At 36.1% G+C, this 25,368-nt stretch carries 18 protein-coding genes and 3 pseudogenes; 12 read left to right on the plus strand and 9 right to left on the minus strand.

Translation table 11 applies throughout. The features are described 5' to 3' along the window. The first annotated feature begins 4 nt into the window (after window positions 1-4). From lpxD to lpxB, 5 genes and pseudogenes are all read left to right on the plus strand, one after another. Window positions 5-1,050: pseudogene (gene lpxD, locus QWU_RS05720) on the plus strand (UDP-3-O-(3-hydroxymyristoyl)glucosamine N-acyltransferase). Window position 1,051: 1 nt separating this feature from the next. After that, a complete protein-coding gene (gene fabZ / locus QWU_RS05725; RefSeq protein WP_006589398.1) occupies window positions 1,052-1,519 on the plus strand; it encodes a 3-hydroxyacyl-ACP dehydratase FabZ in 468 nt (155 codons plus the stop codon). Between the two features lie 22 nt (window positions 1,520-1,541). After that, the gene (lpxA, locus tag QWU_RS05730) at window positions 1,542-2,366 is read left to right on the plus strand and encodes an acyl-ACP--UDP-N-acetylglucosamine O-acyltransferase (RefSeq protein ID WP_017196368.1); all 825 of its coding nucleotides are present in this window, start codon (window positions 1,542-1,544) and stop codon (window positions 2,364-2,366) included. A 2-nt stretch (window positions 2,367-2,368) separates the two neighbouring features. Next, complete coding sequence (locus QWU_RS05735; protein WP_006589400.1) at window positions 2,369-3,241, plus strand: LpxI family protein; 873 nt, start codon at window positions 2,369-2,371, stop codon at window positions 3,239-3,241. Next, a complete protein-coding gene (gene lpxB / locus QWU_RS05740) occupies window positions 3,234-4,421 on the plus strand; it encodes a lipid-A-disaccharide synthase (RefSeq protein WP_017196369.1) in 1,188 nt (395 codons plus the stop codon). Before QWU_RS05735 ends, lpxB begins: the two co-directional genes overlap by 8 nt. A 14-nt stretch (window positions 4,422-4,435) precedes the next feature. Here the strand turns inward: lpxB and QWU_RS05745 are convergent, their stop codons facing one another. The 7 genes from QWU_RS05745 to gltX (QWU_RS05780) all read right to left on the minus strand — a co-directional run bounded on the left by QWU_RS05745 (window position 4,436) and on the right by gltX (QWU_RS05780) (window position 12,444). Continuing rightward, entirely contained in the window at window positions 4,436-5,209 is a 774-nt protein-coding gene (locus QWU_RS05745) for an amino acid ABC transporter ATP-binding protein (RefSeq protein ID WP_006589402.1), read from the minus strand. Window positions 5,210-5,289: 80 nt separating this feature from the next. Next, window positions 5,290-5,997 carry an ABC transporter permease gene (locus QWU_RS05750; RefSeq protein ID WP_006589403.1) on the minus strand — a complete coding sequence of 236 codons (708 nt, stop codon included), beginning with the start codon at window positions 5,995-5,997 and terminating at the stop codon, window positions 5,290-5,292. After that, the gene (locus QWU_RS05755) at window positions 5,994-6,716 is read right to left on the minus strand and encodes an ABC transporter permease (protein WP_006589404.1); all 723 of its coding nucleotides are present in this window, start codon (window positions 6,714-6,716) and stop codon (window positions 5,994-5,996) included. The genes QWU_RS05750 and QWU_RS05755 overlap by 4 nt, the downstream gene beginning before the upstream one ends. Window positions 6,717-6,794: 78 nt before the next feature. Further along, window positions 6,795-7,547 carry a transporter substrate-binding domain-containing protein gene (locus tag QWU_RS05760; RefSeq protein ID WP_006589405.1) on the minus strand — a complete coding sequence of 251 codons (753 nt, stop codon included), beginning with the start codon at window positions 7,545-7,547 and terminating at the stop codon, window positions 6,795-6,797. A gap of 422 nt (window positions 7,548-7,969) precedes the next feature. Next, window positions 7,970-8,722, minus strand: a complete 753-nt coding sequence (locus QWU_RS05770; RefSeq protein ID WP_006589407.1) for a transporter substrate-binding domain-containing protein — start codon at window positions 8,720-8,722, stop codon at window positions 7,970-7,972. 738 nt (window positions 8,723-9,460) lie between these two features. Continuing rightward, window positions 9,461-10,756, minus strand: a complete 1,296-nt coding sequence (gene gltA / locus QWU_RS05775; RefSeq protein ID WP_006589408.1) for a citrate synthase — start codon at window positions 10,754-10,756, stop codon at window positions 9,461-9,463. Between the two features lie 260 nt (window positions 10,757-11,016). Next, window positions 11,017-12,444 (minus strand): glutamate--tRNA ligase, encoded by a 1,428-nt coding sequence (gene gltX, locus QWU_RS05780; protein WP_006589409.1) that lies wholly within the window; start codon window positions 12,442-12,444, stop codon window positions 11,017-11,019. A 114-nt stretch (window positions 12,445-12,558) separates the two neighbouring features. On the opposite strand from gltX (QWU_RS05780), the pseudogene QWU_RS10480 reads away from it, so the two are divergent. From QWU_RS10480 to gltX (QWU_RS05820), 7 genes and pseudogenes are all read left to right on the plus strand, one after another. Continuing rightward, window positions 12,559-14,840: pseudogene (locus tag QWU_RS10480) on the plus strand (ComEC/Rec2 family competence protein). Window positions 14,841-15,273: 433 nt separating this feature from the next. Continuing rightward, a pseudogene (gene rpiA / locus QWU_RS05790) lies at window positions 15,274-16,010 on the plus strand (ribose-5-phosphate isomerase RpiA). Between the two features lie 73 nt (window positions 16,011-16,083). Further along, window positions 16,084-16,641 (plus strand): DUF2059 domain-containing protein, encoded by a 558-nt coding sequence (locus QWU_RS05795; RefSeq protein WP_006589412.1) that lies wholly within the window; start codon window positions 16,084-16,086, stop codon window positions 16,639-16,641. 193 nt (window positions 16,642-16,834) lie between these two features. Then, complete coding sequence (gor, locus tag QWU_RS05805) at window positions 16,835-18,226, plus strand: glutathione-disulfide reductase (RefSeq protein ID WP_017196373.1); 1,392 nt, start codon at window positions 16,835-16,837, stop codon at window positions 18,224-18,226. A 73-nt stretch (window positions 18,227-18,299) separates the two neighbouring features. Continuing rightward, window positions 18,300-19,679, plus strand: coding sequence for a class II 3-deoxy-7-phosphoheptulonate synthase (locus QWU_RS05810; protein ID WP_006589414.1), 1,380 nt, complete (start codon window positions 18,300-18,302; stop codon window positions 19,677-19,679). Window positions 19,680-19,805: 126 nt separating this feature from the next. Next, a complete protein-coding gene (locus tag QWU_RS05815) occupies window positions 19,806-21,467 on the plus strand; it encodes an NAD+ synthase (protein ID WP_006589415.1) in 1,662 nt (553 codons plus the stop codon). A gap of 11 nt (window positions 21,468-21,478) precedes the next feature. Then, on the plus strand, window positions 21,479-22,858 hold the full coding sequence (gene gltX, locus QWU_RS05820) for a glutamate--tRNA ligase (RefSeq protein WP_006589416.1): 1,380 nt from the start codon (window positions 21,479-21,481) through the stop codon (window positions 22,856-22,858). Window positions 22,859-22,917: 59 nt separating this feature from the next. Here gltX (QWU_RS05820) and QWU_RS05825 read toward each other — a convergent pair whose 3' ends face one another. Beyond that, window positions 22,918-24,321, minus strand: coding sequence for a DEAD/DEAH box helicase (locus QWU_RS05825; protein ID WP_006589417.1), 1,404 nt, complete (start codon window positions 24,319-24,321; stop codon window positions 22,918-22,920). Window positions 24,322-24,442: 121 nt separating this feature from the next. Beyond that, window positions 24,443-25,216: an NAD kinase gene (locus QWU_RS05830; RefSeq protein ID WP_006589418.1), complete on the minus strand. Its 774-nt coding sequence runs from the start codon at window positions 25,214-25,216 to the stop codon at window positions 24,443-24,445. Window positions 25,217-25,368 lie beyond the last annotated feature (152 nt).

Below are 25,368 nucleotides of genomic sequence, written 5' to 3' on the forward strand. Positions count from 1 at the left end.
TTTGATGGCGGATACATTTTTTTTACGCCGTCCCGGCGATTGACAGTTGCTAATGTTGCAGAGTTGACAGGGGCAAAACTTCTTAATCCAGAGTTTTCTAACACGGTGATCAATACTCTTTCTTCACTTGAGAGTGCCGTAGAAGGTTCCCTTGTATTTGTAGAGCATCGGAAATTTTCTGATGCTCTCGTCGGGAGTTCTGCTGTGGCTGTTTTTTGTACCAATGAAATTGTTTTTAAAGTTCCTGAAACTATGGCAATTTTGGTTACATCTACACCACAGCGCGATTTTGCTCAGATTGGGCGAATCTTGTTTCCTGATTCTGTCAAGCCAATGCCGTGGTTTGGGCAAAAAGGAATTTCACCGCATGCGCATATTCATCCAACTGCTAAATTTGCACCTGATGTATGTATTGAAGCAGGTGCTGTTGTTGGTCGAAATGTTGAGATTGGTGCAGGAACGCTTATTTCATCTACAGCTGTTATCGGTGAAAATTGTCGTATTGGGTGTGACTGCTATATTGGTCCAAAGGTAACGATTCAGTATTCTTTAATAGGTGACAAAGTTCAACTTTATCCTGGTGTTTGTATTGGACAAGATGGTTTTGGTTATGTTGGTAGTATTTCCGGAATTGAAAAAGTCCCACAACTTGGTCGTGTTATTATTGAGGATGGTGTAGAAATCGGTGCGAACACAACGGTTGATCGTGGAACATTTGAAGATACCATTATTGGCGAAGGAAGCAAAATTGATAATTTAGTCCAGATTGCACATAATGTAAAAATTGGTCGCTATTGTCTTATTGCTGCGCAATGTGGAGTTGCTGGAAGTACATCAATAGGTGATATGTCTCAACTTGGCGGGAGCGTTGGGGTAGCAGATCATATCGTAATAGGTAAATGTGTTCAGATTGCTGCTGGTAGTGGTGTTATGAATGACATTCCAGATGGAGAAAAATGGGGAGGGAGTCCAGCGCGACCATTTAAGCAGTGGTTTCGAGAAGTAGCGGCGTTGCGTAATATTGGCAAAGCTAAAAAGGAGAAACGCTAATATGATCAACATCGGAGAAATAAAAAATTTAGAAACTGTAGATATTGAAAAATTGCTCTCAATATTACCGCATCGCTATCCATTTTTGTTGATTGATCGTATCGTTGACATTAATGGCGAGCAAGAAGCTGTTGGTATTAAAAATATAACAATTAATGAACCACATTTTACTGGACATTTTCCTGTAAGGCCAGTGATGCCTGGAGTATTGATTTTAGAGGCTATGGCCCAAACAGCGGGAGCAATTTCACTTTTAAAATTAGAGAATAAACAAACAAATTTGGTTTATCTTATGACTGTTGATAATGCGAAATTTCGTAAACCGGTTGTACCCGGCGATCAACTAAAAATTCATGTTCAGCTTTTAAAAAAAAGATCTGGTATGAGGCGTTTTTCGTGTATTGCAAAAGTAGAGGATATCCGCGTCGCTGAGGCAGAAATTGCTGCGATGATTATTGAAGAAGAATAAACGATTTAATAGGAATTTAAAAATGTCCGGTACGAAAATCCATCCAACTGCTTTTGTAGAGAAGGGAGCGCAGCTTGGTGAGAATGTACAAATTGGACCGTTTTGTCATATTAGTTCAGAGACTGTTATTGGCGATGGATGCAGTTTGATGAGTCATGTTGTAATAGTGGGAAACACAACATTAGGCGCAAATAGTAAAGTCTTTTCCCATGCAGTTTTGGGGGCAGATCCGCAAAATAATAAACATAAGGGAGGGTATACAACGCTTTCTATTGGTAAAAATTGTATCATTCGTGAAGGTGTAACAATACATAGAGGTTCCGATTCGAGTATAGGAATGACGGTTGTGGGGGATAATTGCCAATTTTTTTGTTATGCGCATATCGCTCATGATTGTCGTGTAGGGGATCATGTGACATTTGCCAATAATGCGATGATCGCTGGACACGTTACTGTTGGTGATTATGTTATTATTGGTGGAGGTGCTGCTGTTCATCAATTTGTTCGTATTGGGCATCATGCATTTATTGGTGGTGTATCTGCGTTGGTTGGCGATCTTATTCCCTATGGGACCGCTGTTGGTGTGCAAGCAAAACTTGCGGGGTTAAATATTATTGGGATGAAACGTGCGGGTCTTGAGCGTAAAGATATTCATGCATTACGCCATGCTATTGTTATGCTTTTTGATCACAGTAAGCCGTTTAAAGAGCGTGTTAGTGATGTTTCTTCTGTCTATTCTACTTCTCAATCAGTTATTGATGTTGTTAATTTTATTAAAGAAGAAGGAAAACGTTTTTATTGTACACCAAAATTTGAAGGTGATAGAATAAAAGAATATAAGGATTAAAGATGCCTATCCCTTGTGCCAGAAGTTTTCTTTCCGGCCGTACTGCTGTTATAGCAGGAAATGGTATTCTACCTATCACTGTTGCGCAGGAATTGGAAAAACATGGACAAAATCCTTTTCTTGTACTTTTGCGTGATGAGGCGGATGCCGTGCTTTGTCGTTATGAGCATTGTACGTTATCAATTGTGGAATTGGCGCGACTTGTTAAAGTCTTAAAGGCAGCTGGAGTTTGTAATATTGTGTTGGCAGGTGGTGTGAAAAGGCGGCCATTTCTTACACAATTTCGATTTAATTGGACAACATTTTTGGCTCTTCCTAAGTTAATAGGCGCTTTGAGAGCTGGGGATGATGCACTATTAAAAGCTTTTATACAATTAATTGAATCATATGGTTTTACTGTGATTGGTGCTCATGAAATAGTACCAGATCTTTTGGCACCGATAAAATTTGATGTAACATTACGGCGTGCTACGCAGAAAGAGAAAAAAGATATTCACTTAGCAATAAAAGCAGCAAAGCTTTTAGGTCAACTAGATATTGGGCAAGCAGCAGTAGTTATTAATGGAAGGGTGATTGCCCTTGAGGGAGCAGAGGGAACCGATAATATGCTGTGGAGGGTTTGTGAAATGCGAGAAAGAGAACAAATCCCACCTAAAGGAGGCGTTTTGGTTAAATGTGCAAAACCACAACAAGATTGTCGTGTTGATTTACCATCAATTGGACCTGCGACAATAATGAATATTGCAAAAAGTGGATTATCTGGCATTGCGGTGGAAGCAAATAAAAGTCTTATACTATCAGCAAAAACAACAATAGAAAAAGCGAACAAATATTCCCTATTTATAGAAACATTTGAAAAGTCCGATCATGAATAATCGTTTCTTAAAAATTGCTATTGTTGCAGGTGAGGAGTCTGCTGATTTTCTTGGAGCAGATTTGATTTCTTGTTTAGCACAACAGACGGGATGTCATATCGATTTGATTGGGATTGGTGGGAGACATTTAGAAACATTGGGTTTAAAAAGCCTTTTTAATTTCCATGATATTGCTTTAATCGGGGTGAAGGAAGTTGTAAAAAAACTGCCATCATTGCTAATACATATTCGTAATTTATCTAAGTTTATTGCACAACAACAACCCGATTGTTTAATTATTATTGACAGTCCTGATTTCACACATCGTGTTGCAAAAAGAGTGCGTATGTTGGTACCTTCTATTCCTATCATTAAATATGTTGCACCAACTGTTTGGGCATGGCGTCCAGAGCGTGCTAAGACTATGCGCAAATTTGTTGACCATGTTTTGGCGATTTTTCCTTTTGAAGAAAAAATTATGCAGGATTTGAAAGGTCCTAGCACTACCTATGTTGGACATTCTCTTTTAGCATATCCTCCGCTTTTAGCGGTTCAAGCAGAAAAAAGACATTTTGCTTCTAAACAAACATCATCATCTACATTAATTCTTTTGCCAGGGTCACGCAATTCAGAGCTTCGCTCTTTAATGCCAGTTTTTCGAGAAGCAGTAGAAATTCTTGCACAACGTATTCCTCATTTATATATTATTTTACCAACCTTACCACGTTTGGTGAATGAAATTCGTAATTTTGTACGGAGCTGGAAAAATAAAGTAGAAATTGTTGTTGGTGAAGATGCAAAATGGCGTGCTTTTGCACAAGCAGATGTTGCACTTGCAGCACATGGAACGGTTTCATTGGAATTGGCATTAGCAAAAATTCCCATGGTTCTTTGCTATAAACTTGATTTTTTTTCCAAATTATTCATTTTTCCCAAAATGATGTTATGGAGCGCTGCTCTTCCCAATATTATTTCTGATAAGCCTTTTGTGCCAGAATATTTTAATGAGTTTTTGCGCCCTGGAATGTTAGCAAGGCAGATAGAACAACTTTTGTATAATCCTTTAATACGACAGACACAACTTGATGCTTTTGAGTTGGTAGAACAAAAAATGAAAACTGAAATTCCATCAGGAGTTATTGGTGCTCAAGCGATTATCGGCCTTCTTGAAAAAACAAAAAATTTAGAATTGTGCAGATAAAACAATATTGGTAATTAATGTTTAATTTTAGCAAGAAACTCACGAGCACGCTGACTTTGAGGATTTGTAAAAAACGCGTTAGAAGCTGTATCTTCGATAATCTTTCCATTTTCTAAAAAGAGGATTCTTTCTGAAACTTCACGCGCAAAACCCATTTCATGGGTTACACAAAGCATTGTTATACCTGTGTCCGCTAATTGTACCATAACTTCTAAAACTTCTCCAACACTTTCTGGATCGAGAGCAGATGTGGGTTCATCAAAAAGCATCACTTCAGGTTCCATGCAAAGTGCACGAGCAATCGCAACACGTTGTTGTTGTCCACCAGAAAGCTGTAAAGGATATTTATTATAGTATTTTTCAATACCGACATTTGTTAGATAACGAATTGCCCGTTCTTGTGCTTGTTGTTTAGAAAGCCCTTGAACAGTTATAGGTGCTAAAATACAATTTTGCATAACACTCATATGAGGAAATAAATTAAAGTTCTGAAAAACCATTCCTATTTTACGGAGAACATTTTTTTGCTGGCATGGAGGAGCAGCATGAATATCAATGCTCTGGATGCAAATCGACCCTTCTTGTGCTTTTTCTAGTTGATTAATACAACGAATTAAAGTTGATTTTCCCGATCCAGAAGGACCACAGATAACGATTCGTTCGCCAGTTTTAACGTCAAAATTAATATTGTAGAGTACTTGAAAATCTCCATACCATTTATTCAAATTCCGAATGGAAATCACAAAGTCTTGTGCAATATGGACAGGTTTATTATTTTTCAAATTCATCTTGTTGTATTCTTTCATTGATAAATAAATTTATTAGTTTAACATTTCTGATTTAATAAAGATTTTTATGACTATTTTATTTACCGCAAATATCGGGTTAGACGATATTCGATAAAAGCAATAAAGCGGTGAATGAATTCAACGGTAAAAAGATAGATAAGAGCAGCCCAAACGTAAACTTGGAAATCGAATGTACGCGAATAGGTTAGTTTAGCAACGCCCATTAAATCGTAAATAGTAATGAGCGAGGCAATAGCACTCGATTTAATCATTAAAATTAACTCATTACCTAAGGGGCGTAATGCTAAAACCATTGCTTGTGGCAGAATAATTCTAAAAAATGTTATAGAATTACTCAATCCTAGCGCTTTTGACGCTTCACGTTGTCCTGTTGTGACAGAAAGAAAACTTCCTTTAAAAATTTGAGATTGATAGGCTGCAGAATTGAGTGCGAAAATAAAAAGACAACAATACCATGCGTTTTGAAAAAACCACCATAGACCAATCTGTTGCCAGAAGTTATTCATTGAACCAAGTCCGTAGTAGAAAAGAAAAAGTTGGGCGAGTAAAGGAGATCCACGAAAAAAATAGACATAAATCTCTGCAAAATATCGTAAAAACTTATTTTTTGACAAACGTGCAAACGCGATAAACATACCAAGAAAAAAGCCAATGGAACAAGCAATAGAAACAAGCTCAACAGTAACGATAAAGCCCTCAAAAAATTTCGACCCATAGCGGTTTAAAAGAGCTGGATTAAAAAGAAAATAAAGCCACTCAGGAATCATAAGTTCGATACCTTTCTATATCCTGTTTGCATGTATGTCTCCAGATAGCGCAGGATTACAGAAAAAAATGCTGAAAATAACAAATAAAGTACGCATGCTACAAGATAAAACAGCATGGCTTTATCAGTGGCTGCAACTGCTAAGTTTGTTTGTCGCATAAGATCAACAAGTGAAATCGTTGAAACTAAGGATGTATCTTTTAACACAGTAAGCCAATTATTAGAGAGTCCTGGTAAAGCATTCCGGATTACCTGAGGAAAGACAACATGCAAAAACGTAGTTGAGCGTGAAAGCCCTAAAGTTTTAGCTGCTTCATATTGACCTTTATCAAAAATATTGAACGCACCAAGCCAGACTTCACAAGAAAATGCAGCAAGAACCATGCTGAGAGCCAGAACGCCCGCAACAAAGGCGCTAATACTAAACATGATTTCAATATTAAAATAATCAAGAATAATTTGAATAATATTTTGCAAGCCATAATAAACTAAAAACAGAGTTAAAAGCTCTGGTAATCCACGAAATACCAAAGAAAAGAGGGTAGCGATAGTTTTAACTACTCTAATATTGGATCGAATCATGACTGCAGAAAGAAGACCTAAAGGAAGTCCTAAGATCCCACAACACAAAGCCAATGATAATGTCATTCCAGCACTAGAAAGTATAACCACACCCCACCCTCCATTGCTAAATGATAGCAATGCTAAATCTTCAATCATTCTTTCATACCTCACAAAGAGTTAGATAAATATTTTCTTAGAAATAAACAGTTTGTCCAATTTTAGTGCATCTACTATTTAATAAATATCAAATGCAAAATATTTTTTTATAATTCTATTATAAGTTCCATCTGAATGGATTTCTTTTATTGCTTCATTAAATTTATTTTTAAGGTCATTATTATTTTGGCGTAATGCAATTGCAATAGGGAATTTTGTTCCTTCCAATGTTCCTAAAAAATGGCAGCAATCTTTTCCTTCATTTTTAAGCCAGTTTAATGCCTGCAGTTTATCAACAATAACCACATCAAGTCGGCGGCTCAAGAGATCGCGATTAACTTCTATTGTTGTCGGGTAAAGTTTTATATTTATTTCTTCAGAAGCATAATGATCTTCTGCATAGGCGGCTTGTGTTGTATTCGATTGAACACCAAGATTTTTACCTTTAAAAGCTATTGCTGAGATCTCTTTAATTCCTGAATCTTTGGCGACAATTACAGCAAGCTCTGTGTTATAATAAGGATCTGTGAAATCGATCTTTTGTAAACGCTCTTTTGTGAGAGCAATAGAAGCAATGATAGCGTCATATTTTTTTGCAAGAAGACCAGGAATCATCCCCTCAAAGTCTTGAGTGGTAATAGTGCATTCAACGTTCATTTTTTTACAAAGCGCGTAAGATATGTCAATATCAAAACCTTGAAGTTTGTTATTTGAATCAATGTAACTGAATGGAGGATAGGAACCTTCACTCGCAATTTTCAGCATTTGAGTGTGAGCAGATTGGGTAAACAGCGTTGCACTTATTATAAGAGCTAATGCTAATAATTTCATTATGTTCTCCTATGAGCTAAGCAAAAAAATGAGATCGTCATGTATTTTATAACCTGTAAGCTCTTCTAGGAGCAATGCAAAAATTTATGAATGTTCGTTTTGCGCTCATGATAATGAATATTATCATTAAAAAATTAATTATTTTACCAGGTATGCGTATCCTAAGCATAGGAGAGAAAGAAATATTTTATTGATTACATGGACTGTTCAATTTAGGAACAAAGAAAAATTTTAACTCTTAGATTAAAGAAAAATTAACATGTTGTTTTTTCTTATTACAAAGCACTCAAATAATGGAAACACATAAAAATTTATCTTTTGGTAAATAGGCATCTTTCTTCTAAAAAATAATAAAAACTTTAAATTTAAAATTATTTTTTACTTCTTATGCTACTATTTCAAAATTTAGCTCACATTAATACTTAATAAATATCAAACGCAAAATATTTTTTCATAATTTTTTCATAAGTTCCATCCAAACGGATTTCTTTTATTGCTTCATTGAGTTTATTTTTAAGATCATGATTATTTTTACGTAAGGCAATTGCAATAGGGAATTTTGTACTTTCCAGAGTCCCTAGCAGTTTACAACAATCTTTTCCCTCATTTTCAAGCCAGTTTAAAGCTTGTATTTTATCGCAGATCATCAAATCAAGCCGGTGGCTTAAAAGATCACGATTAGCTTCTATAATTGTTGGGTAGAGTTTAATGTTTACTCCTTCAGGGGCATAGTGATCTTCTGCATAGACAGCTTGTATTGTATTTGATTGTGCTCCCAGATTTTTACCTTTAAAAGCTGCTGCTGAGATTTCTTTAATTTCTGAATCTTTGGCGACAATTATAACGAGTGCTGTATTATAGTAAGGATCTGTGAAGTCAATCTTTTGCAAGCGCTCCTCTGTGGGAGCAAGAGAAGAAACAATAGCATCGTATTTTTTTGCAAGAAGACCAGGAATCATTCCTTCAAAATCTTGAGTGATGATGCTACACTCAACATTCATTTTTTTACAAAGCGCATAGGATATATCAATATCAAATCCTTTGAGTTCGTTATTTGAATCGATGTAACTAAATGGAGGATACGAAGCATCACTGGCAATTTTCAGTATTTGAGCATGGGATGATTGGGTAAACAGTGTTGTGCTTATTATAAGAGCTATTGTTAATAATTTCATTATGTTCTCCTATTGGATAAGCGGAAAAATACAAGACCATATTGTATTTTATAATCTGTAAGCTGTTCTGGAGCAATGCAAAAAATGACTGATATTCACTTTACTATTATATATGGCTATTATAAGCAAAACACGTTCACTTTATCAAATATGACTATGATTAAATACAAAAAAATATTTCACTAACTATATTATATGGTTATTTATCACAGACCATTTTTAGCATTTTCTTCAAAAGAATATAGAATTTTGTTTTAAAAGTTATGCAATTTAATCAAAGAAACTTTTTTACCATTAGAACAATAAAAGTAAAGTATTTTTATAACTTAAAATAAGAATTATTTTACATATAATTCTCAAATAGTATTTTCATTATTATTTTTTAAGAATAGAGAGAAAAGTTCTTAATATTAATGAGTTGTAATATAATAATATGATCAATTATTAATAATCTTTATATAAAATAATACGGAATTTTTTCATTTAGGAGAGTGAATATTATAAGTTAAAACTTTTCTAATTTTTAAAAAATCACTTGTTGTTTGCAAGATCAACATAAATACTTTTAATTTATTGAGTCAAAGTCATCTAAGCTTTTTCAATTTTTATAATAATCTTATCACTATAAAAAGAAATTTAGAATTAAGATTTATAGAAGTACTTTTAAATTTTAGTTACTTTATCATTCACAATAAAGCTTCAGTAAATTGAAGCTTTATTGATTGGTTACTTATTACTTTAATTTATACGTTTATCTATAGGAACGTATTCACGCATACCATAACCTGTGTAGAGCTGGCGAGGCCGACCAATTTTTTGTGCAGGATCCTCGATCATTTCTTTCCATTGTGCAACCCAACCAACACTGCGAGCTAATGCAAAAAGAACAGTAAACATTTCGGTTGGAAAACCTAAAGCTTTTAATGTAATACCAGAATAGAAATCAACATTAGGATAAAGTTTTTTCTCAACAAAATATTCATCATTAAGAGCAATTTTTTCAAGTTCTATAGCGATATCAAGAAGTGGATCGTCTTGAATGTTTAATTCTTTTAAAACCTTATGACAGGTTTTCTGCATGATTTTTGCACGTGGATCATAGTTTTTATAGACTCGATGACCAAATCCCATAAGGCGGAAAGGATCATTTTTATCTTTTGCACGTGCAATAAATTCAGGAATTCTTTTAACAGAACCTATCTCTTGTAGCATTTTTAAGCATGCTTCATTGGCTCCGCCATGCGCTGGTCCCCAAAGGCACGCAACACCCGCTGCAATACATGCAAATGGATTAGCTCCTGATGATCCTGCAAGGCGTACAGTGGATGTAGAAGCATTTTGTTCGTGATCTGCATGGAGGATAAAGATTTGGTCCATTGCTCGAGTAAGAACAGGATTTGTTTTATATTCTTCACAAGGAACACAAAAGCACATACGAAGAAAATTTGCAGCATAACTAAGATCATTTCGTGGATAAACAAATGCTTGTCCAATACTATATTTATAAGCCATGGCAGCAAGGGTTGGCACCTTGGAGATAAGACGAACAGAAGCAATCATTCTTTGTTGAGGGTCTGTAATATCAATAGAGTCATGATAGAATGCAGACATAGCTCCAAGGCATGCAACCATAACGGCCATAGGATGCGAGTCGCGGCGAAAACCATGAAAAAAACGCGCAAACTGCTCATGTACCATTGTATGCTGCATAATACAACGATCAAAATCATTCTTCTCTTGTTGTGTTGGGAGTTCACCGTAAAGTAAAAGATAACAGCTTTCGAGAAAGTCTCCTTTTTCAGCCAATTGATCAATAGGATAACCTCGATAAAGCAATAGTCCTTTATCACCATCAATATAAGTAATTTTTGATTCACAAGAAGCCGTTGAGGTAAAACCAGGATCATAAGTAAAAGTGTCTGTTTCTTTATAGAGAGAAGCAATTTCAATGACATCAGGTCCACTCGTACCCTTGCGCACAGGAAGTTCTATATTTTTATCATTCACAGTAATGTGTGCTTTATTCTCAAACATTAGGTGTTCCTTTCAGATCCTTTGCTTCTAAAAATCAAGATGCCGCTTCATCTGAGTGCGGGATGTATAGTTGAAGCTTTTCCTACTTATATTGAAGGGTAGATTTACCTTAAAAGTTGGTTCTTGCAATCTAAAAAATATTTTTATTTATAATTTTACCAAATATCTCTTTCAACGATTTAAGAAAGAGCTAATTTTTATTTTTTATAGAGGCATTTGTATATGTTGCTTTATTATACTGATAAGTTATATACATGCTACTAACACGCAGCTGTAAGCAGCTGATCATTAATACGATTGAGAGATTCATCTTGTCCCAATAAAACAAGTACATCAAAAACTCCAGGTGATGTTGAACGACCTGTAAGAGCTGCGCGAAGAGGTTGGGCAACAGCCCCAAATTTGAGATTTTGTCTTTCTGTATAATATCGAAGAGTTTCATCCAAGCTTTTTACATCCCAATGGGAGCATGTTTTCAGGGCAAGGTAAATATCTTTTAAGATTGCTAGCCCATTTTTGTCTAAGAGGGTTTGTGCTTTTTCATCGAGAAGTAAAGGCCGTTGCGTAAAAATGAAGGAAGCATTGTCAATAAGCTCACACAATGTTTTTGAACGTTCTTTCAAATTCGGTATAGCTTTTAGAAATTGAACACGGCGTTTTTCATCAAGACTTTTCATTATTTGTAAGCCACCTTCAATTTCTGGTAAAATATTAAGAGCAGCATCAAAAAGGTCTTGATCATTGCTCATACGTATATAATGCCCATTGATGGCATCAAGCTTTTTGAGATCAAAACGAGCTGCTCCTTTATTAATATCATTAATATCAAACCAAGAAATCATATCTTCTATTGACATCAATTCATCATCACCATGACTCCATCCCAGACGAACTAAATAATTTCGCAAGGCAGCAGGAAGGTATCCCATTGTTCGATAAGCATCGACACCTAGTGCGCCATGTCGCTTTGATAATTTTGCACCATTTTCACCATGGATAAGTGGAATATGTGCCATAACAGGAATATCCCATCCCATTGCATTGAAGATGATTGTTTGGCGAGCTGCATTTGTGAGATGATCATCACCCCGTATAATATGTGTGATTCCCATATCGTGATCATCAACAACAACAGCATGCATATAGGTGGGCGAACCATCGGAACGCAAAATAATAAAGTCATCCAGATCTTTATTAGGAAAGCAAACATCACCTTGAACGCGGTCGTGCACAACAGTTTCCCCATCTTGTGGTGCTTTTATGCGAATAACAGGTTTAACACCGTTGGGAGCTTGAGAAATATCACGATCTCGCCAACGTCCATCATAACGTGGTGGACGACCTTGCGCACGCGCATTTTCACGCATTTCAGCCAATTCTTCAGGAGAGGCATAACAATAATAAGCTTTTCCATCTTTTACTAACTGTTCAGCGACTTGTCGATGACGTTCTACTCGTTTGAATTGTGAAATAGGAGCGCCGTCGTAGCTAAGTCCCATCCAGTGTAGGCCATCTATAATGGCTTTTACAGCTGCTTCTGTTGAACGCTCTCGATCTGTATCTTCTATCCGTAGAAGCATTTTCCCACCAGTATGTTTTGCATAAAGCCAATTAAAGAGGGCCGTACGGGCACCTCCAATATGAAGGAATCCTGTTGGTGAAGGAGCAAAGCGGGTAATAACGGACACGAATCTCTTCCTTTAAAATTAAGATGTTATTTATAGGACTTTATAGAAAGATTATGTTAGCATAGGTGATAGGGGGTGCAATAGCCACATTGCAAGTAAAGTGGGGATTTGCGGATGTTTAATCAAAATAAATCTAAGGATGGTTTATCCATCAGGTCTTTTTTAAAGATAAAGAAGTTACGTCTAATATGGAAAAAGAATTCTTATACTCCTTGTGATGCAGATAATAACAGTCTCAATAACCAAAAGATTTTTTTATTTACACCTTTAAAGGAAAAAATAACTTTTTTGGGGAAGTGGCTGGTAGATTGTATCAACAAAGAAATCTCTTTTGGGATTCTTTTTTCTTTAATTTTAGTGTTTTTTTCCATAGGAATTATTTTTTATTTTAGTTTAGAGCGTGAGCCAAGTTGGGGGCAATTTGGCGTGTTGATTAGTATCTTTGTTGGAATATTATATATTTCACGACTTTATCGGCGAGTGTGGAGTATCGCAGGATTTTTGTTTTGTGTTCTATTGGGAGCTTTGGCTGCAAAAATAGAAACGTGGCGTATAGCAACACCAATGTTAAGCCGTGATATTATTACTACGTTAACGGGAAGAATTGTTTCTGTTGAGACAGGGAAAAGAGGACAATTTCGCTTAGTTTTAGATGTGTTAAGCACAAAAAATCCAATATTACGCCATAGCCCTCATCGTGTCCGTTTATCGGCAAGACGTTTGCCTTATGGATTGGCAATTGGTGATGGGTTATATGGAAAAGTTAAAATTCGTGCTTTATCTGGACCAGTATATCCAGGGGGGTATGATTTTAGTTTCCATAATTATTTCAAAAGAATTGGTGCACAGGGAGTTTATTTAGGAAAACCAAGTAAAATATCAGTTTTGCAGCCTGATAGAATATTAGAGAGGGTTTTACAGAAAATTGAAAATTTACGGACCAATATGACACAAAGAATTCGTAAAGCAATTAAAGGAGAAAAGGGTAATGTTGCAGCTGCTCTTATAACGGCACAGCGAGCTGGTATTTCAAATAAGACAAATGAAGAATTGCGTGCAGCTGGATTGGCGCATATTTTATCAATATCAGGTTTACATATGGCTTTGTTGAGCAGCATAGTTCTTGTCAGCATCCGTAGTTTTTTAGCACTTTTTTCTGTTTTCTCATCCTATTATTCTACTAAAAAATTTGCTGCTGTTGCTGCATTAATGATGACAGCCTTTTATTTACTACTTTCTGGCGTAGCTGTATCAGCCCAAAGAAGTTTTGTGATGATCGCAGTTATGTTGGTAGCTGTTTTATGTAATCGTTCTGCTCTAACAATGCGTAATTTCTCTATTGCTGGTTTAATAACACTCGCTATTACACCCCATGAGATATTAGGTCCTAGCTTTCAAATGTCCTTTTCTGCTACTGCTGCTTTAATTGCTTTTTTTGATTGGTGGAGTAAAAAATTATCTTATAGAACAAAAAAAGAACACCATCCTATGTTGGAGCTGGAGTCATTCATTTTGCTTTTTTATCGATATTTTCGATAGGAGCATCTTCATTTGTGGCAGGAACTGCCAGTGGAATTTATGCGGCTTATCATTTTTCCAATATTGCATTCTTGAGTATCATCAGCAATGCTTTGGCTTTGCCTATAGTATCAATCTTAATCATACCTTTTGGATTAATTGCGACCCTTGCAATGTTTTGGGGGCTTGAATGGCTGCCGCTTCAAATTATGGGTTTTGGTATTGATCTTGTAATAAAGATTGCACAGGCTATAAGCTTCATTTCTCCTGCTTTAAATCCTGGATTTATACCGTTATCTGCGTTGACTTTATTCAGTATAGGTTTGGTTGGGTTAGTTTTTTGCAAAACATCCATCAGATTCTTTTTTAGTTTTTTTATTTTGGCTGGTTTTGTTACTTGTTTGGTACGCTCACCTGTACAGCTCATTATAGCAGATAATATGAAGTTTGTGGGGATTATCGATGAAAAGAAATTATATATTGATCGTTACCATATTTCCAAGTTTACTACATCCATATGGAAGAAATTATTCCACCTGGATGAGACAATCAAGTTGACAAAATATGGTCCGCCATTTCATGCACAGTTCATTTGTGATCATCATCTATGTGCGTCCTCAGTAAAAAAGGGATTAAGAGTAATTGTCTTGCAAGGAGAAACAGATCAATGCGTAACAGCAGACATTATGATTAAGACATTTGCAATAGATAATAAAACATGTAACAAGAAGGCAAAAATAATATTTACTCCCCAGGAATTGTTATCACGAGGGAGTGTTATGATGACAAAAAATGGTGATATCATTTGGTCTTCAATGGGGTTTTATAGACCGTGGAATATGCACAGGGGATATTCACAAAAATTGCATAATCTATAGTTTTTTTATTTTTTTCGTGTTCAAACAGCAAGAGAAAAAATAAGAGGTCTATCTTATTATAATGCTTTTTTTATCGCGCACTTCTCAATTTCATTAAAATTATAAAACTGTTTGCAATTTTCTTACAACGGGTGATATTTTTGATATCTGAACAATTTATAATTTTTTGCAGAAGATTTTTATGTTCTGAGCTTATCGATAGTGCAAGATAAATCGAAAAAGCTTGTTGATATAAAAATATCAATAAATTTTCTTATAAGAGAAAATCGTTAATTATTCTATTTTACTCTTAATTGATATATCTTGTAATCACTAACACTTCTTTTTCAATCAACAAGGTAATGAGTCAATTTATAACAGATTGAGATAATCGGCTACTTTATTGTTATACGCTGTAATAACGGTCACTGATTGGTCAAAAGGTAAAGTATTCATGGATGTTCAGCAGTTAAAAAAATGGCCGCTTTAAAGGCACTTGAATTTATTGAAGATGGTATGCGGCTTGGTATCGGATCTGGTTCGACAGTAAATGAATTTATTCGCCTGCTTGGTGAGCGTGTTGCAGATGGTCTGTGTGTGACAGGTGTTACGACTTCACGGTATTCTGAACAGCTCTGTCGCAAATTTGGGGTTCCTACCGAGACCTTAGAGCAAATACCTGAACTCGATCTTGATATTGATGGAGCAGACGAAATTGGTCCACAGATGTCTCTTATTAAAGGGGGAGGTGGAGCATTGTTACATGAAAAAATTGTAGCATCAGCATCTCGTGCAATGCTTATCATTGCAGATGAAACAAAGGTGGTAAAAAGACTTGGTGCTTTTGCATTACCCATTGAAGTTAATTCATTTGGTCTACATACTACACGCAAAGCCATAGAAAGAGTAGCTAATGGTTTAGGACTTTTAGGAGAAGTTGTACTGCGGATGAATGGAGAAGTTCCTTTTAAAACAGATGGCGGCCACTTTATTTTTGATGCGTTTTGGGGGTGCATTTTGCAGCCAAAGTCATTATCGGATGCGCTTCTTGCAATTCCAGGTGTTGTAGAGCATGGTCTTTTTTTGGGATTAGCTTCACGTGCAATTGTCGCTATGGCTGATGGACAAATAAAAGTTTTAGAACCATTTGATTTTAAAGAAGACAGTTTACATGACGATATGTTAGCATAATAAAAAGTATCTGGAAGATTTTGAATAAAATAATAAATTTGAATTTATAATTAGTTATCGGGGTAATTGTTCAATGAAAAAAATATTTTCTTTTCAGCGTTTTGTTGTATTTTTTGGTGTAATTACTGTTTTGGTTATGAATATTGGAATGTCTCATGCACAAGGTGTCAGTGATCAGCATTTAGATTCAGCTAAAAAGACTATCAGTGCCATTCGTGCAACGGATCAATTCGATAGTTTTTTACCAAATGCTGCACGTGATTTAAAAGATGAACTTATAGGTGATGATCCAAATTTGGCAACAGCTATTTCTAATATTGTTGATAAACAGGCGCTCGCTTTGGCTAAACGACGCTCTGATTTAGAAAAAGAAATTGCTCATGTGTATGCAAAATATTTTACACAAAAAGAACTCGATACAATCACAGCATTTTATAATTCTGATACCGGTAAGAAATTTTTGACAGAAGTTCCAAATCTCGCGCGTGATGCATATTCTACATTTGATACATGGCGCTCTGCTGTTATGCAGGATCTTATAAAAAATGTGAAAAAAGAGATGTCTGAAACACTTAATTTGGATAATTCTGTTGCGCCTGTAAAATCAAACTCTTCAGAAAATCAAAAATAGTTTGATGAATATATTGTAATAATGCCTAATTTTTCATTTATTAAAAAATGGCGGGAAATCCGCCATTTTTTAATAAAAGTTGATCTTTTTAAAATGTTGCTTTGTAGAAAAATGGCGATTGAAAATAAAAAACTTTTACTTGATAATAAATCACCATAGCCTATTGTTGCAGATATATAAGAAGGAATAGCTCGTGGGATCTTTTGATTTTGATTTATTTGTTATTGGAAGTGGTTCAGGCGGAGTGCGTGCCGCACGTCTTGCGGGAGGGCTTGGTAAGCGTGTTGCTATAGCAGAAGAATATCGTATAGGGGGGACTTGTGTTATTCGCGGTTGTGTTCCTAAGAAATTATATGTTTATGCCTCACAATACGCGAAAGAGTTTCGCAAAAGTGTTGGTTTTGGATGGAAATATGCGGATCCGGTTTTTAATTGGGAAAAATTGGTTGCGGCTAAAAATGAAGAAATATCAAGATTAGAAGGACTATTCCGTAAAGGATTAGAAAATAACAATGTACATATTTATAAAAGCCGAGCTATTTTTATTGATGCGCATACATTAGAGCTCTCAGCAACAGGCGAACGGGTAAGGGCGGAAAAAATTTTAATAGCGACGGGGGCAAAAATTGCACCAAATACTGAGATAAGCGGTAGTGATTTATGCCTTACTTCCAATGAAATCTTTGATCTTGAAAAGCTTCCAAAATCAATCGTCATTGTTGGTGGTGGATATATTGGCGTTGAATTTGCTAATATTTTCCATGAATTAGGTGTAAAAACAACACTTCTTCATCGTGGTGATTTAATTCTTCGTAGCTTTGACTATGAATTGCGGAAATTACTTCATGATGCAATGAGTGAAAAAGGGATTTCTATTATTTATGGGGTAACAGTTTCCGAGGTACAAGCGAGAGGCGATTATTATGATGTCGTTTTATCGGGTGGTCAAACAGTGAGTGCCGAACAGATTATGTTGGCTACGGGGCGTGTACCAAATACAACAGGGTTAGGTCTTGAGCGGGCAGGTGTTAAAGTGAATACCTCTGGTGCAATTGTTGTTGATAAAAAAATGACAACCAATATTCCTCACATTTGGGCTGTTGGTGATGTAACAGGCCATATTCAATTGACACCTGTTGCGATTCATGATGCAATGTGTTTTGTTAAAACTGTATTTGAAAATATACCCACAATACCTGATTATGATTTGATCACAACAGCAGTTTTTTCACAGCCCGAGATTGGAACAGTCGGCCTTTCAGAAGAAGATGCACTTCATCGTTATAAGCGTGTGGAGATTTATCGCACAGTTTTTCGTCCTATACGCAATGTTCTTTCCGGAAATTTAGAAAAAATATTTATGAAGCTTATTGTTGATGGTGAAAGCCGTATTGTTGTGGGAGCACATATTTTAGGAGAAAATGCTGGCGAGATGGCACAGCTTATTGGTATAGCTCTTAAGGGAAAATTAACAAAAGATATCTTTGACGAAACCATGGCAGTGCATCCAACGGTAGCAGAGGAACTAGTAACGATGTATAAACCAAGTTATATATATGAAAATGGGAGGAAAATAGAAAATTAAATAGCACATATTATGTGGTAAGCGGAAATTTAGTACGGTAAGCTATGTGCTTTAAACTCTGGAGAGAGTGTAAATGATAAAAGAATGGATGCCTAATTCTTGGAGAACAAAGCCAGTTAAACAAATTCCGGCTTATCCAGATAAATCTATGTTAGCAGATGTTGAACGAAAACTACGGAGTTATCCTCCTTTGGTTTTTGCCGGAGAGGCACGTGATCTGAAAAATGAGCTAGCTATTGTTGCACAAGGTCAAGCTTTTTTATTACAAGGTGGAGATTGTGCAGAAAGCTTTGCAGAACATGAGGCTGACAATATCCGTGATTTTTTTCGTGTTTTTTTGCAAATGGCAATTGTTTTAACTTTTGGTGGTTCTAAGCCTGTTGTTAAAATCGGTCGTATTGCTGGTCAATTTGCAAAACCCCGCTCTTCAGATATGGAAAACAAAGAGGGTGTCGAGCTTCCTTCTTATCGGGGAGACATTATTAATGACATTGAATTTAAGGCAAATTCTCGTACCCCTGATCCACAGCGAATGTCTATGGCTTATCGCCAATCAGCAGCAACATTGAATCTATTGCGTGCTTTTTCGCAAGGGGGGTACGCAGATTTAGAAAATGTTCATGCATGGATGTTGAGTTTTGTTTCTAACAGCCCGCAGGGCGAGCGTTATGAGTTGTTGGCAGAGCGTATTTCTGAAGCAATTGATTTTATGCGTTCTATAGGGATTACATCTAAAACAAATTTTTCGTTACGTGAAACATCTTTTTATACCAGTCATGAAGCTCTTTTGCTTGGCTATGAAGAGGCTTTGACGCGGATTGATTCGACTTCTGGAGATTGGTATGCAACGTCTGGTCATATGTTATGGATTGGTGATCGTACACGTCAGATTGATCATGCTCACGTTGAATATTGCCGCGGTATCAAAAATCCACTTGGGTTGAAGTGTGGTCCTTCCATTGAGCCCGATGAGCTTTTGAGATTGATTGATATTTTAAATCCTGAAAATGAATTTGGACGGTTAACACTCATTACACGTTTTGGTTATAATAAGGTAGAACATTATTTACCTAAACTGATCCGTGCAGTTGAGCGCGAAAAGCGCAAAGTTATATGGTCATGTGATCCAATGCATGGTAATACAGTGACTGTAAATGGCTATAAAACACGTCCCTTTGATTATGTTTTAAAAGAAGTAGAGAAATTCTTTTTTGTACATTATGGAGAAGGAACTTATCCAGGAGGGATTCATATTGAAATGACCGGTCGTGATGTAACTGAATGTACAGGTGGGGCACATGCTATTTCTGTAGAAGATTTATCTGACCGTTATCATACGCAGTGTGATCCTCGATTAAATGCAGATCAAGCACTAGAATTAGCTTTTCTTGTTGCAGAACTTCTCAAAAAAAATCGTCATACTGATTCATTGACATTTGCTGCAAATGGTTAGACAAAAAGTAGCATAATGTTTTTTATTTTAGCTATTTGTCAGAGAAATAAGCTCTTTTGCAAAAAATATTTCTAATAATTATAACAGAGTTATGGTCACCAAACGGATGGAATGATATAAAGGCTTATGAAAAATGATTTTCGGGTAGCAGTTGCCCAATTAAATCCTGTAGTTGGTGATATAGAAGGGAATCTTTCTCTTGCTTTAATAGCACATCAGAAAGCCAAAGCAGAAAAAGCCGATCTTGTTTTATTTACGGAGCTTTTTATAAGTGCTTATCCACCGGAAGATCTTGTTCTAAAATCCGCATTTACAAAAACATGTGAAGATGCTGTTAAAAAGTTAACAAAGATAACGATTGGCGGACCAGGAATTATTATTGGTCTTCCTTTAAGGCGTAATAATAATATTTATAATGCTGCTGTGCTTCTTGATGAAGGAAAGATAATTGCTGAAAATTTAAAATTTGATTTACCTAATTATGCTGAATTTGATGAAAAGCGATTATTTTCTCCCGGCCCCCGTCCTGAGCCGATTGATTATCATGGGATAAAATTGGGAATAGTGATTTGTGAAGATATTTGGAATGATCCCTCTTTGTGTGTAGAACTTGGCAATAAAGGGGCTGAGATGATTCTGGTTCTTAATGGATCTCCTTATTATCGTAATAAAACACTCAAACGGATAGAAGTTGTTCGTGCGCATGCACTTCAATCTGGCATGCCGATTATTTATGCTAATCAGGTGGGAGGGCAAGATGAGCTGGTTTTTGATGGAGGATCTTTTGCGTTAAATGGAAAAGGAAAAATGGCATTTCAAATGAAACATTTTGAAAGCCATGTTTCTGTAAGTCATTGGCAAAAAAAAATAACAGGATGGCAATGTATTTGTGGGCCAAATGAAAAACTTTTAACAGATTTAGCTGCTGATTATCAAGCTTGTGTTTTAGGTTTGAGAGATTACGTTAATAAAAATCACTTTAAGGATGTTATTCTTGGTCTTTCAGGAGGAATTGATTCAGCTCTTTGTACAGCAATGGCGGTGGATGCTCTTGGTGCGCAAAGGGTTCATACCGTAATGATGCCTTATCATTATACTTCACAAGAATCATTGCAAGATGCTAAAGAATGTGCGCATCTTTTAGGATGTCGTTATGAAGTGATACCGATAGAGCAAGTTGTTAAGGCTTTTTTGAATGTAACATCGCCTCTTTTTTTAGGATTGCCATCTGACGTGACGGAAGAAAATCTTCAAAGTCGCATACGTGGTACTCTCTTGATGGCGCTTTCAAATAAATTGGGTTTCATGGTTGTAACAACAGGTAATAAATCAGAAATGGCTGTGGGATATGCAACACTTTACGGTGATATGAATGGAGGTTTTAATCCTCTTAAGGATATTTATAAAACACAGGTCTATGCATTAGCTGAATGGCGCAATAAAAATCACTTGCATGATTTTAAAGGTCCAGAGAAAATTGTAATCCCCACTAATATTATAGCAAAAGCACCTTCTGCAGAGCTTAGAGAAAATCAAAGAGATGAAGATTCTCTTCCTCCTTATCCTATCTTAGATGATATCTTGCAATCTCTTGTAGAGGATGACATGAGTATTGGTGATATTGTTAAACGTGGCTATATACGCGAAACGGTTGAAAAAATTGAGCATCTTCTTTATGGTGCTGAATATAAAAGGCGACAATCTGCACCTGGTGTAAAAATTAGTTATAAAAATTTCGGACGCGATCGCCGTTATCCTATAGTCAATCGTTTTCACGATAAGAATTGAGTATTATTTTTATGGTAAAAGTTCGCTTTGCACCCTCTCCAACAGGTTATATTCATATTGGCAATACCCGTATTGCTCTCTTCAACTGGCTTTATGCGCAAGCATATAAGGGAGCATTTATCTTGCGTTACGATGATACAGATATTGAACGCTCTAAACAGGAATATATTGATGCTATTGCCGTTGACCTTGAGTGGCTTGGTATTCAACCGAATGAAATTTATTACCAATCTAAACGCTTTAATCGATATGATGAAGTTGCAGAAATGCTCAAACAATGTGGCCTTCTTTATCCTTGTTATGAAACAGCGGAAGAATTAGATAGACGTCGAAAGATCCAACTTTCTCGCAAATTACCCCCTATTTATGATCGTGCTGCATTGAAATTAACAGCAGAAGAAAAACAAAATTTTGAATCACAAGGTCGTAAACCTTATTGGCGTTTTCTTCTTCCTAATTTTGAAAATGATCCTTTGCAAACAAAGCGAACAGAAGCTTGCTGGAATGATGCAGTAAAAGGAAAGCAGACGATTGATTTAGCCTCTCTTTCAGATCCTGTTCTCATTCGTGAAGATGGGAGTTATCTTTATACACTGCCTTCTGTGGTTGATGATATAGATATGGCCATTACACATATTATTCGTGGGGATGATCACATTACAAATACAGGTGCTCAGATTGCTCTTTTCCAAGCTCTCGGTGCAAAATTGCCAATTTTTGGTCATATCAATTTATTGACAACAGTTTTTGGAAAAGGGCTTTCAAAACGTAATAATGATCTTTCTATTCGCTCTCTACGAGCGGAAGGATTTGAATCGATGGCTATCCAGTGTCTTGCTGTTTTGATTGGAACGTCGCAAAATGTTCGTCCCTGTCCTCATCAAGCTGCTCTTTTAGAGCATTTTAGTCTACAAGATACATCAAGATCGGTTGCAAAATTTGACATAGCGGATCTTTTTGTTTTGAACAGTCATCTTGTTCATGAATTAACCTATGCAGAAGTAAAAACGCGGCTTGAAAATCTTTCTATTAAGGGAGAAAAAGCAGAATATTTTTGGAATGCAATAAGAAGCAATATTGACAAAGTCAATGATGCTGTCTTGTGGTGGAAAATTATTCATGATGAACAGAGCTTTGAGACAGTAGCGCTTGAAGATCGTGCATTTGTGTGTCAGTCACTCAATGTTTTGCCTACAGGTGCATTAAATGAAGAAAGTTGGAAAGTTTGGACGACAGCATTAAAAGAAAAAACGGATCGTAGAGGAAAAGCTTTATTTATGCCATTACGTCAAGCACTTACAGGAATAGATCATGGACCTGAAATGGGAAAACTTTTGCAACTTTTAGGGCGTGAAAAAGTTATTGAAAGATTGGCTGCACAAAACAACTAAAAGCAATGTTTCTAAAGTGCTTTATTTATTTTTACTCTCAAAAATAGCAAATTTTCGGTTTAATTACGAATTTTTATCAGCATAAATGCTGGGATATCATTGCCAAATCCAAGCGGAGAAGCCTCTTTATTTTTTCGAGAGTGATTTTGTTCAAGTGGTTTTGTTTTATGATTTGCAGTTTGAATATAATCCACTTTATCATTTTTTAAGATGCTTTTAGTTTGAACAATGTGCTTTGGGGAATCAATCTTTTTAAATGATTTTGGAAACTTTTTTTTAAAAATGATATCATCTTCTTGGTCATCAGGTGTTAAAGTAGAGAGATCTCCATTCAGCCATTTAATTTTTTCGTTGCTTATTTCTTCAATGGCATGGACATATTTTTGGTCAGCTTTTGTGACGATGGTAAAAGCTTTTCCGCTACGGTTTGCACGTCCTGTCCGTCCAATGCGATGAATATAGTCTTCAGCATGTGTTGGAACATCATAGTTGAAAACATGGCTTACTGCTGGAATGTCGAGTCCACGAGCAGCAACATCAGAAGCCACGAGAAGTTTAAGTTTATTATTTTTAAAATCAGTTAGCGTGTTCGTGCGCGAATATTGATCCATATCTCCGTGAAGTGCGCCTACACTAAAATTATGCCTTACGAGTGATCTAAAGAGTTCAGAAATATCTCTTTTTCGATTACAAAAAATAATCGCATTTTTGAATTCATCACCTTCATTGTGGATAAGTTCTCGCAAAACAGCTCTTTTATCCCATGACTTATTTCCAGATTTGACAAGCCACTGTGTAATTGTGGTAGCTGTTGAGGAAGCTTTTGTAACTTCAACAGACACTGGAGAATGTAAAAATTGCTTTGTTAGTTTGCTGATTTCTGGCGCCATTGTTGCAGAAAAGAACAAAGTTTGACGCGTAAAAGGAGTGAGTTTACAAATACGTTCAATATCAGGAATAAATCCCATATCCAACATGCGATCAGCTTCATCAATCACAAGAATTTCAACTCCCATTAGGAGTAATTTACCGCGTTCAAAATGATCAAGAAGGCGTCCTGGTGTTGCTATAAGAACATCAGCCCCTCTTTCAAGCTTACGATCTTGCTGTTCAAAAGACACACCGCCGATCAAAAGAGCAACATTTAAACGATGATTTATTCCGTACTTATCAAAATTTTCTTCAACTTGCGCTGCAAGTTCTCGTGTTGGTTCTAGTATAAGAGTACGGGGCATTCGTGCTCTTGCACGACCTGTTTCAAGGAGTGTGAGCATAGGCAAAACGAAAGAAGCTGTTTTTCCCGTTCCTGTTTGAGCAATTCCCAAAACATCTTTTTTTTGTAATACATGAGGAATTGTTCCACTTTGAATAGGCGTTGGAGCTGTATATCCAGCTGATTTTACAGCTTTAATAACCTTTGCAGAAAGACCTAAATCATCGAAACTATTTAAAGGTGGTATCATTTTTTTATCAATTGCTCTGCGATTTTAATTTCGCTTTCTAAACCATTTTAGAGGGGTAAAGTGACTTCACAAAAAAGTCAACTATAACAGCCATATACGCATAGAAAGCATAATACAATAATTAATAGCGAAATTGTTCTGATAAAATTCGCTCATCCCATGAATGATTAGAGTCAAAAAGAATTGAGGCTGTTAATTCTGTTGCTGTTGAAATAGTCACTGAATGGACAGATTTAACTTCAACATTGTCTGCGGCAGCATTGACAGGGCGTTTATCAGATTCGAGCATATCAAAGCGTACTGTTGCTGTATTGGGAAGTAATGCTCCATGCCAGCGTCTTGGACGAAAGGGACTAACAGGGGTAAGTGCCATAAGTGGAGCCATGAGGGGAAGAATAGGTCCTTGTACTGATAAATTATATGCGGTAGATCCTGCTGGTGTTGCAACAAGGACACCATCGCAACTTAATTGTTCCATACGTACATTACCATCAATGCTAATGCGAATTTTTGCTGCTTGATAAGATTGACGAAAGAGAGAAACTTCATTGATTGCGAGTGCTTCAATAGTTCCTTGACATACAGCTTCTGCAATCATGCGTAAGGGATGAATTTCTTTTTTATGCGCGGCAGCAATACGACTTGGCAATTTCTTTTCATGAAATTCATTCATAAGAAATCCTACAGAGCCTTGATTCATACCATAAATAGGTTTTCCAGTGTTCATAACATCTCGCACTGTTTGTAACATTGTTCCATCGCCACCGATTGCAATAACAACATCTGCTTCTTTCAGGGAAGAATGACCATAAACAGAAATTAATTTATGAGTCGCTTTGAGAGCTTCTTCAGTTTCTGCAGAAATAAAATGAAAGCGATTTGGTAATGTAATCATTAAAAAATTATCCTGATATTCACAACTTATTTTAGCCTATTTAGAAAAAATTTTGAAGCTGTATATAAAAGCGTTTCTATGAAAAAAAGCATTATGTACAAAAACTAATCTGGTTAAAGTAATATATCATAGAATGATAGGGCGAAAAGTTG

This window comes from Bartonella birtlesii IBS 325 (assembly GCF_000273375.1).
Lineage (GTDB): Bacteria > Pseudomonadota > Alphaproteobacteria > Rhizobiales > Rhizobiaceae > Bartonella > Bartonella birtlesii.

Bases quoted from the DNA above. Each gene is read 5' to 3' on its own strand.
- fabZ (WP_006589398.1), top strand. From the start codon at position 1,052: ATGATCAACATCGGAGAAATAAAAAATTTAGAAACTGTAGATATTGAA.
- lpxA (WP_017196368.1), top strand. From the start codon at position 1,542: ATGTCCGGTACGAAAATCCATCCAACTGCTTTTGTAGAGAAGGGAGCG.
- QWU_RS05735 (WP_006589400.1), top strand. From the start codon at position 2,369: ATGCCTATCCCTTGTGCCAGAAGTTTTCTTTCCGGCCGTACTGCTGTT.
- lpxB (WP_017196369.1), top strand. From the start codon at position 3,234: ATGAATAATCGTTTCTTAAAAATTGCTATTGTTGCAGGTGAGGAGTCT.
- QWU_RS05745 (WP_006589402.1), bottom strand. From the start codon at position 5,209: ATGAATTTGAAAAATAATAAACCTGTCCATATTGCACAAGACTTTGTG.
- QWU_RS05750 (WP_006589403.1), bottom strand. From the start codon at position 5,997: ATGATTCCTGAGTGGCTTTATTTTCTTTTTAATCCAGCTCTTTTAAAC.
- QWU_RS05755 (WP_006589404.1), bottom strand. From the start codon at position 6,716: ATGATTGAAGATTTAGCATTGCTATCATTTAGCAATGGAGGGTGGGGT.
- QWU_RS05760 (WP_006589405.1), bottom strand. From the start codon at position 7,547: ATGAAATTATTAGCATTAGCTCTTATAATAAGTGCAACGCTGTTTACC.
- QWU_RS05770 (WP_006589407.1), bottom strand. From the start codon at position 8,722: ATGAAATTATTAACAATAGCTCTTATAATAAGCACAACACTGTTTACC.
- gltA (WP_006589408.1), bottom strand. From the start codon at position 10,756: ATGTTTGAGAATAAAGCACACATTACTGTGAATGATAAAAATATAGAA.
- QWU_RS05795 (WP_006589412.1), top strand. From the start codon at position 16,084: ATGAAAAAAATATTTTCTTTTCAGCGTTTTGTTGTATTTTTTGGTGTA.
- QWU_RS05810 (WP_006589414.1), top strand. From the start codon at position 18,300: ATGATAAAAGAATGGATGCCTAATTCTTGGAGAACAAAGCCAGTTAAA.
- QWU_RS05815 (WP_006589415.1), top strand. From the start codon at position 19,806: ATGAAAAATGATTTTCGGGTAGCAGTTGCCCAATTAAATCCTGTAGTT.
- gltX (WP_006589416.1), top strand. From the start codon at position 21,479: ATGGTAAAAGTTCGCTTTGCACCCTCTCCAACAGGTTATATTCATATT.
- QWU_RS05825 (WP_006589417.1), bottom strand. From the start codon at position 24,321: ATGATACCACCTTTAAATAGTTTCGATGATTTAGGTCTTTCTGCAAAG.
- QWU_RS05830 (WP_006589418.1), bottom strand. From the start codon at position 25,216: ATGATTACATTACCAAATCGCTTTCATTTTATTTCTGCAGAAACTGAA.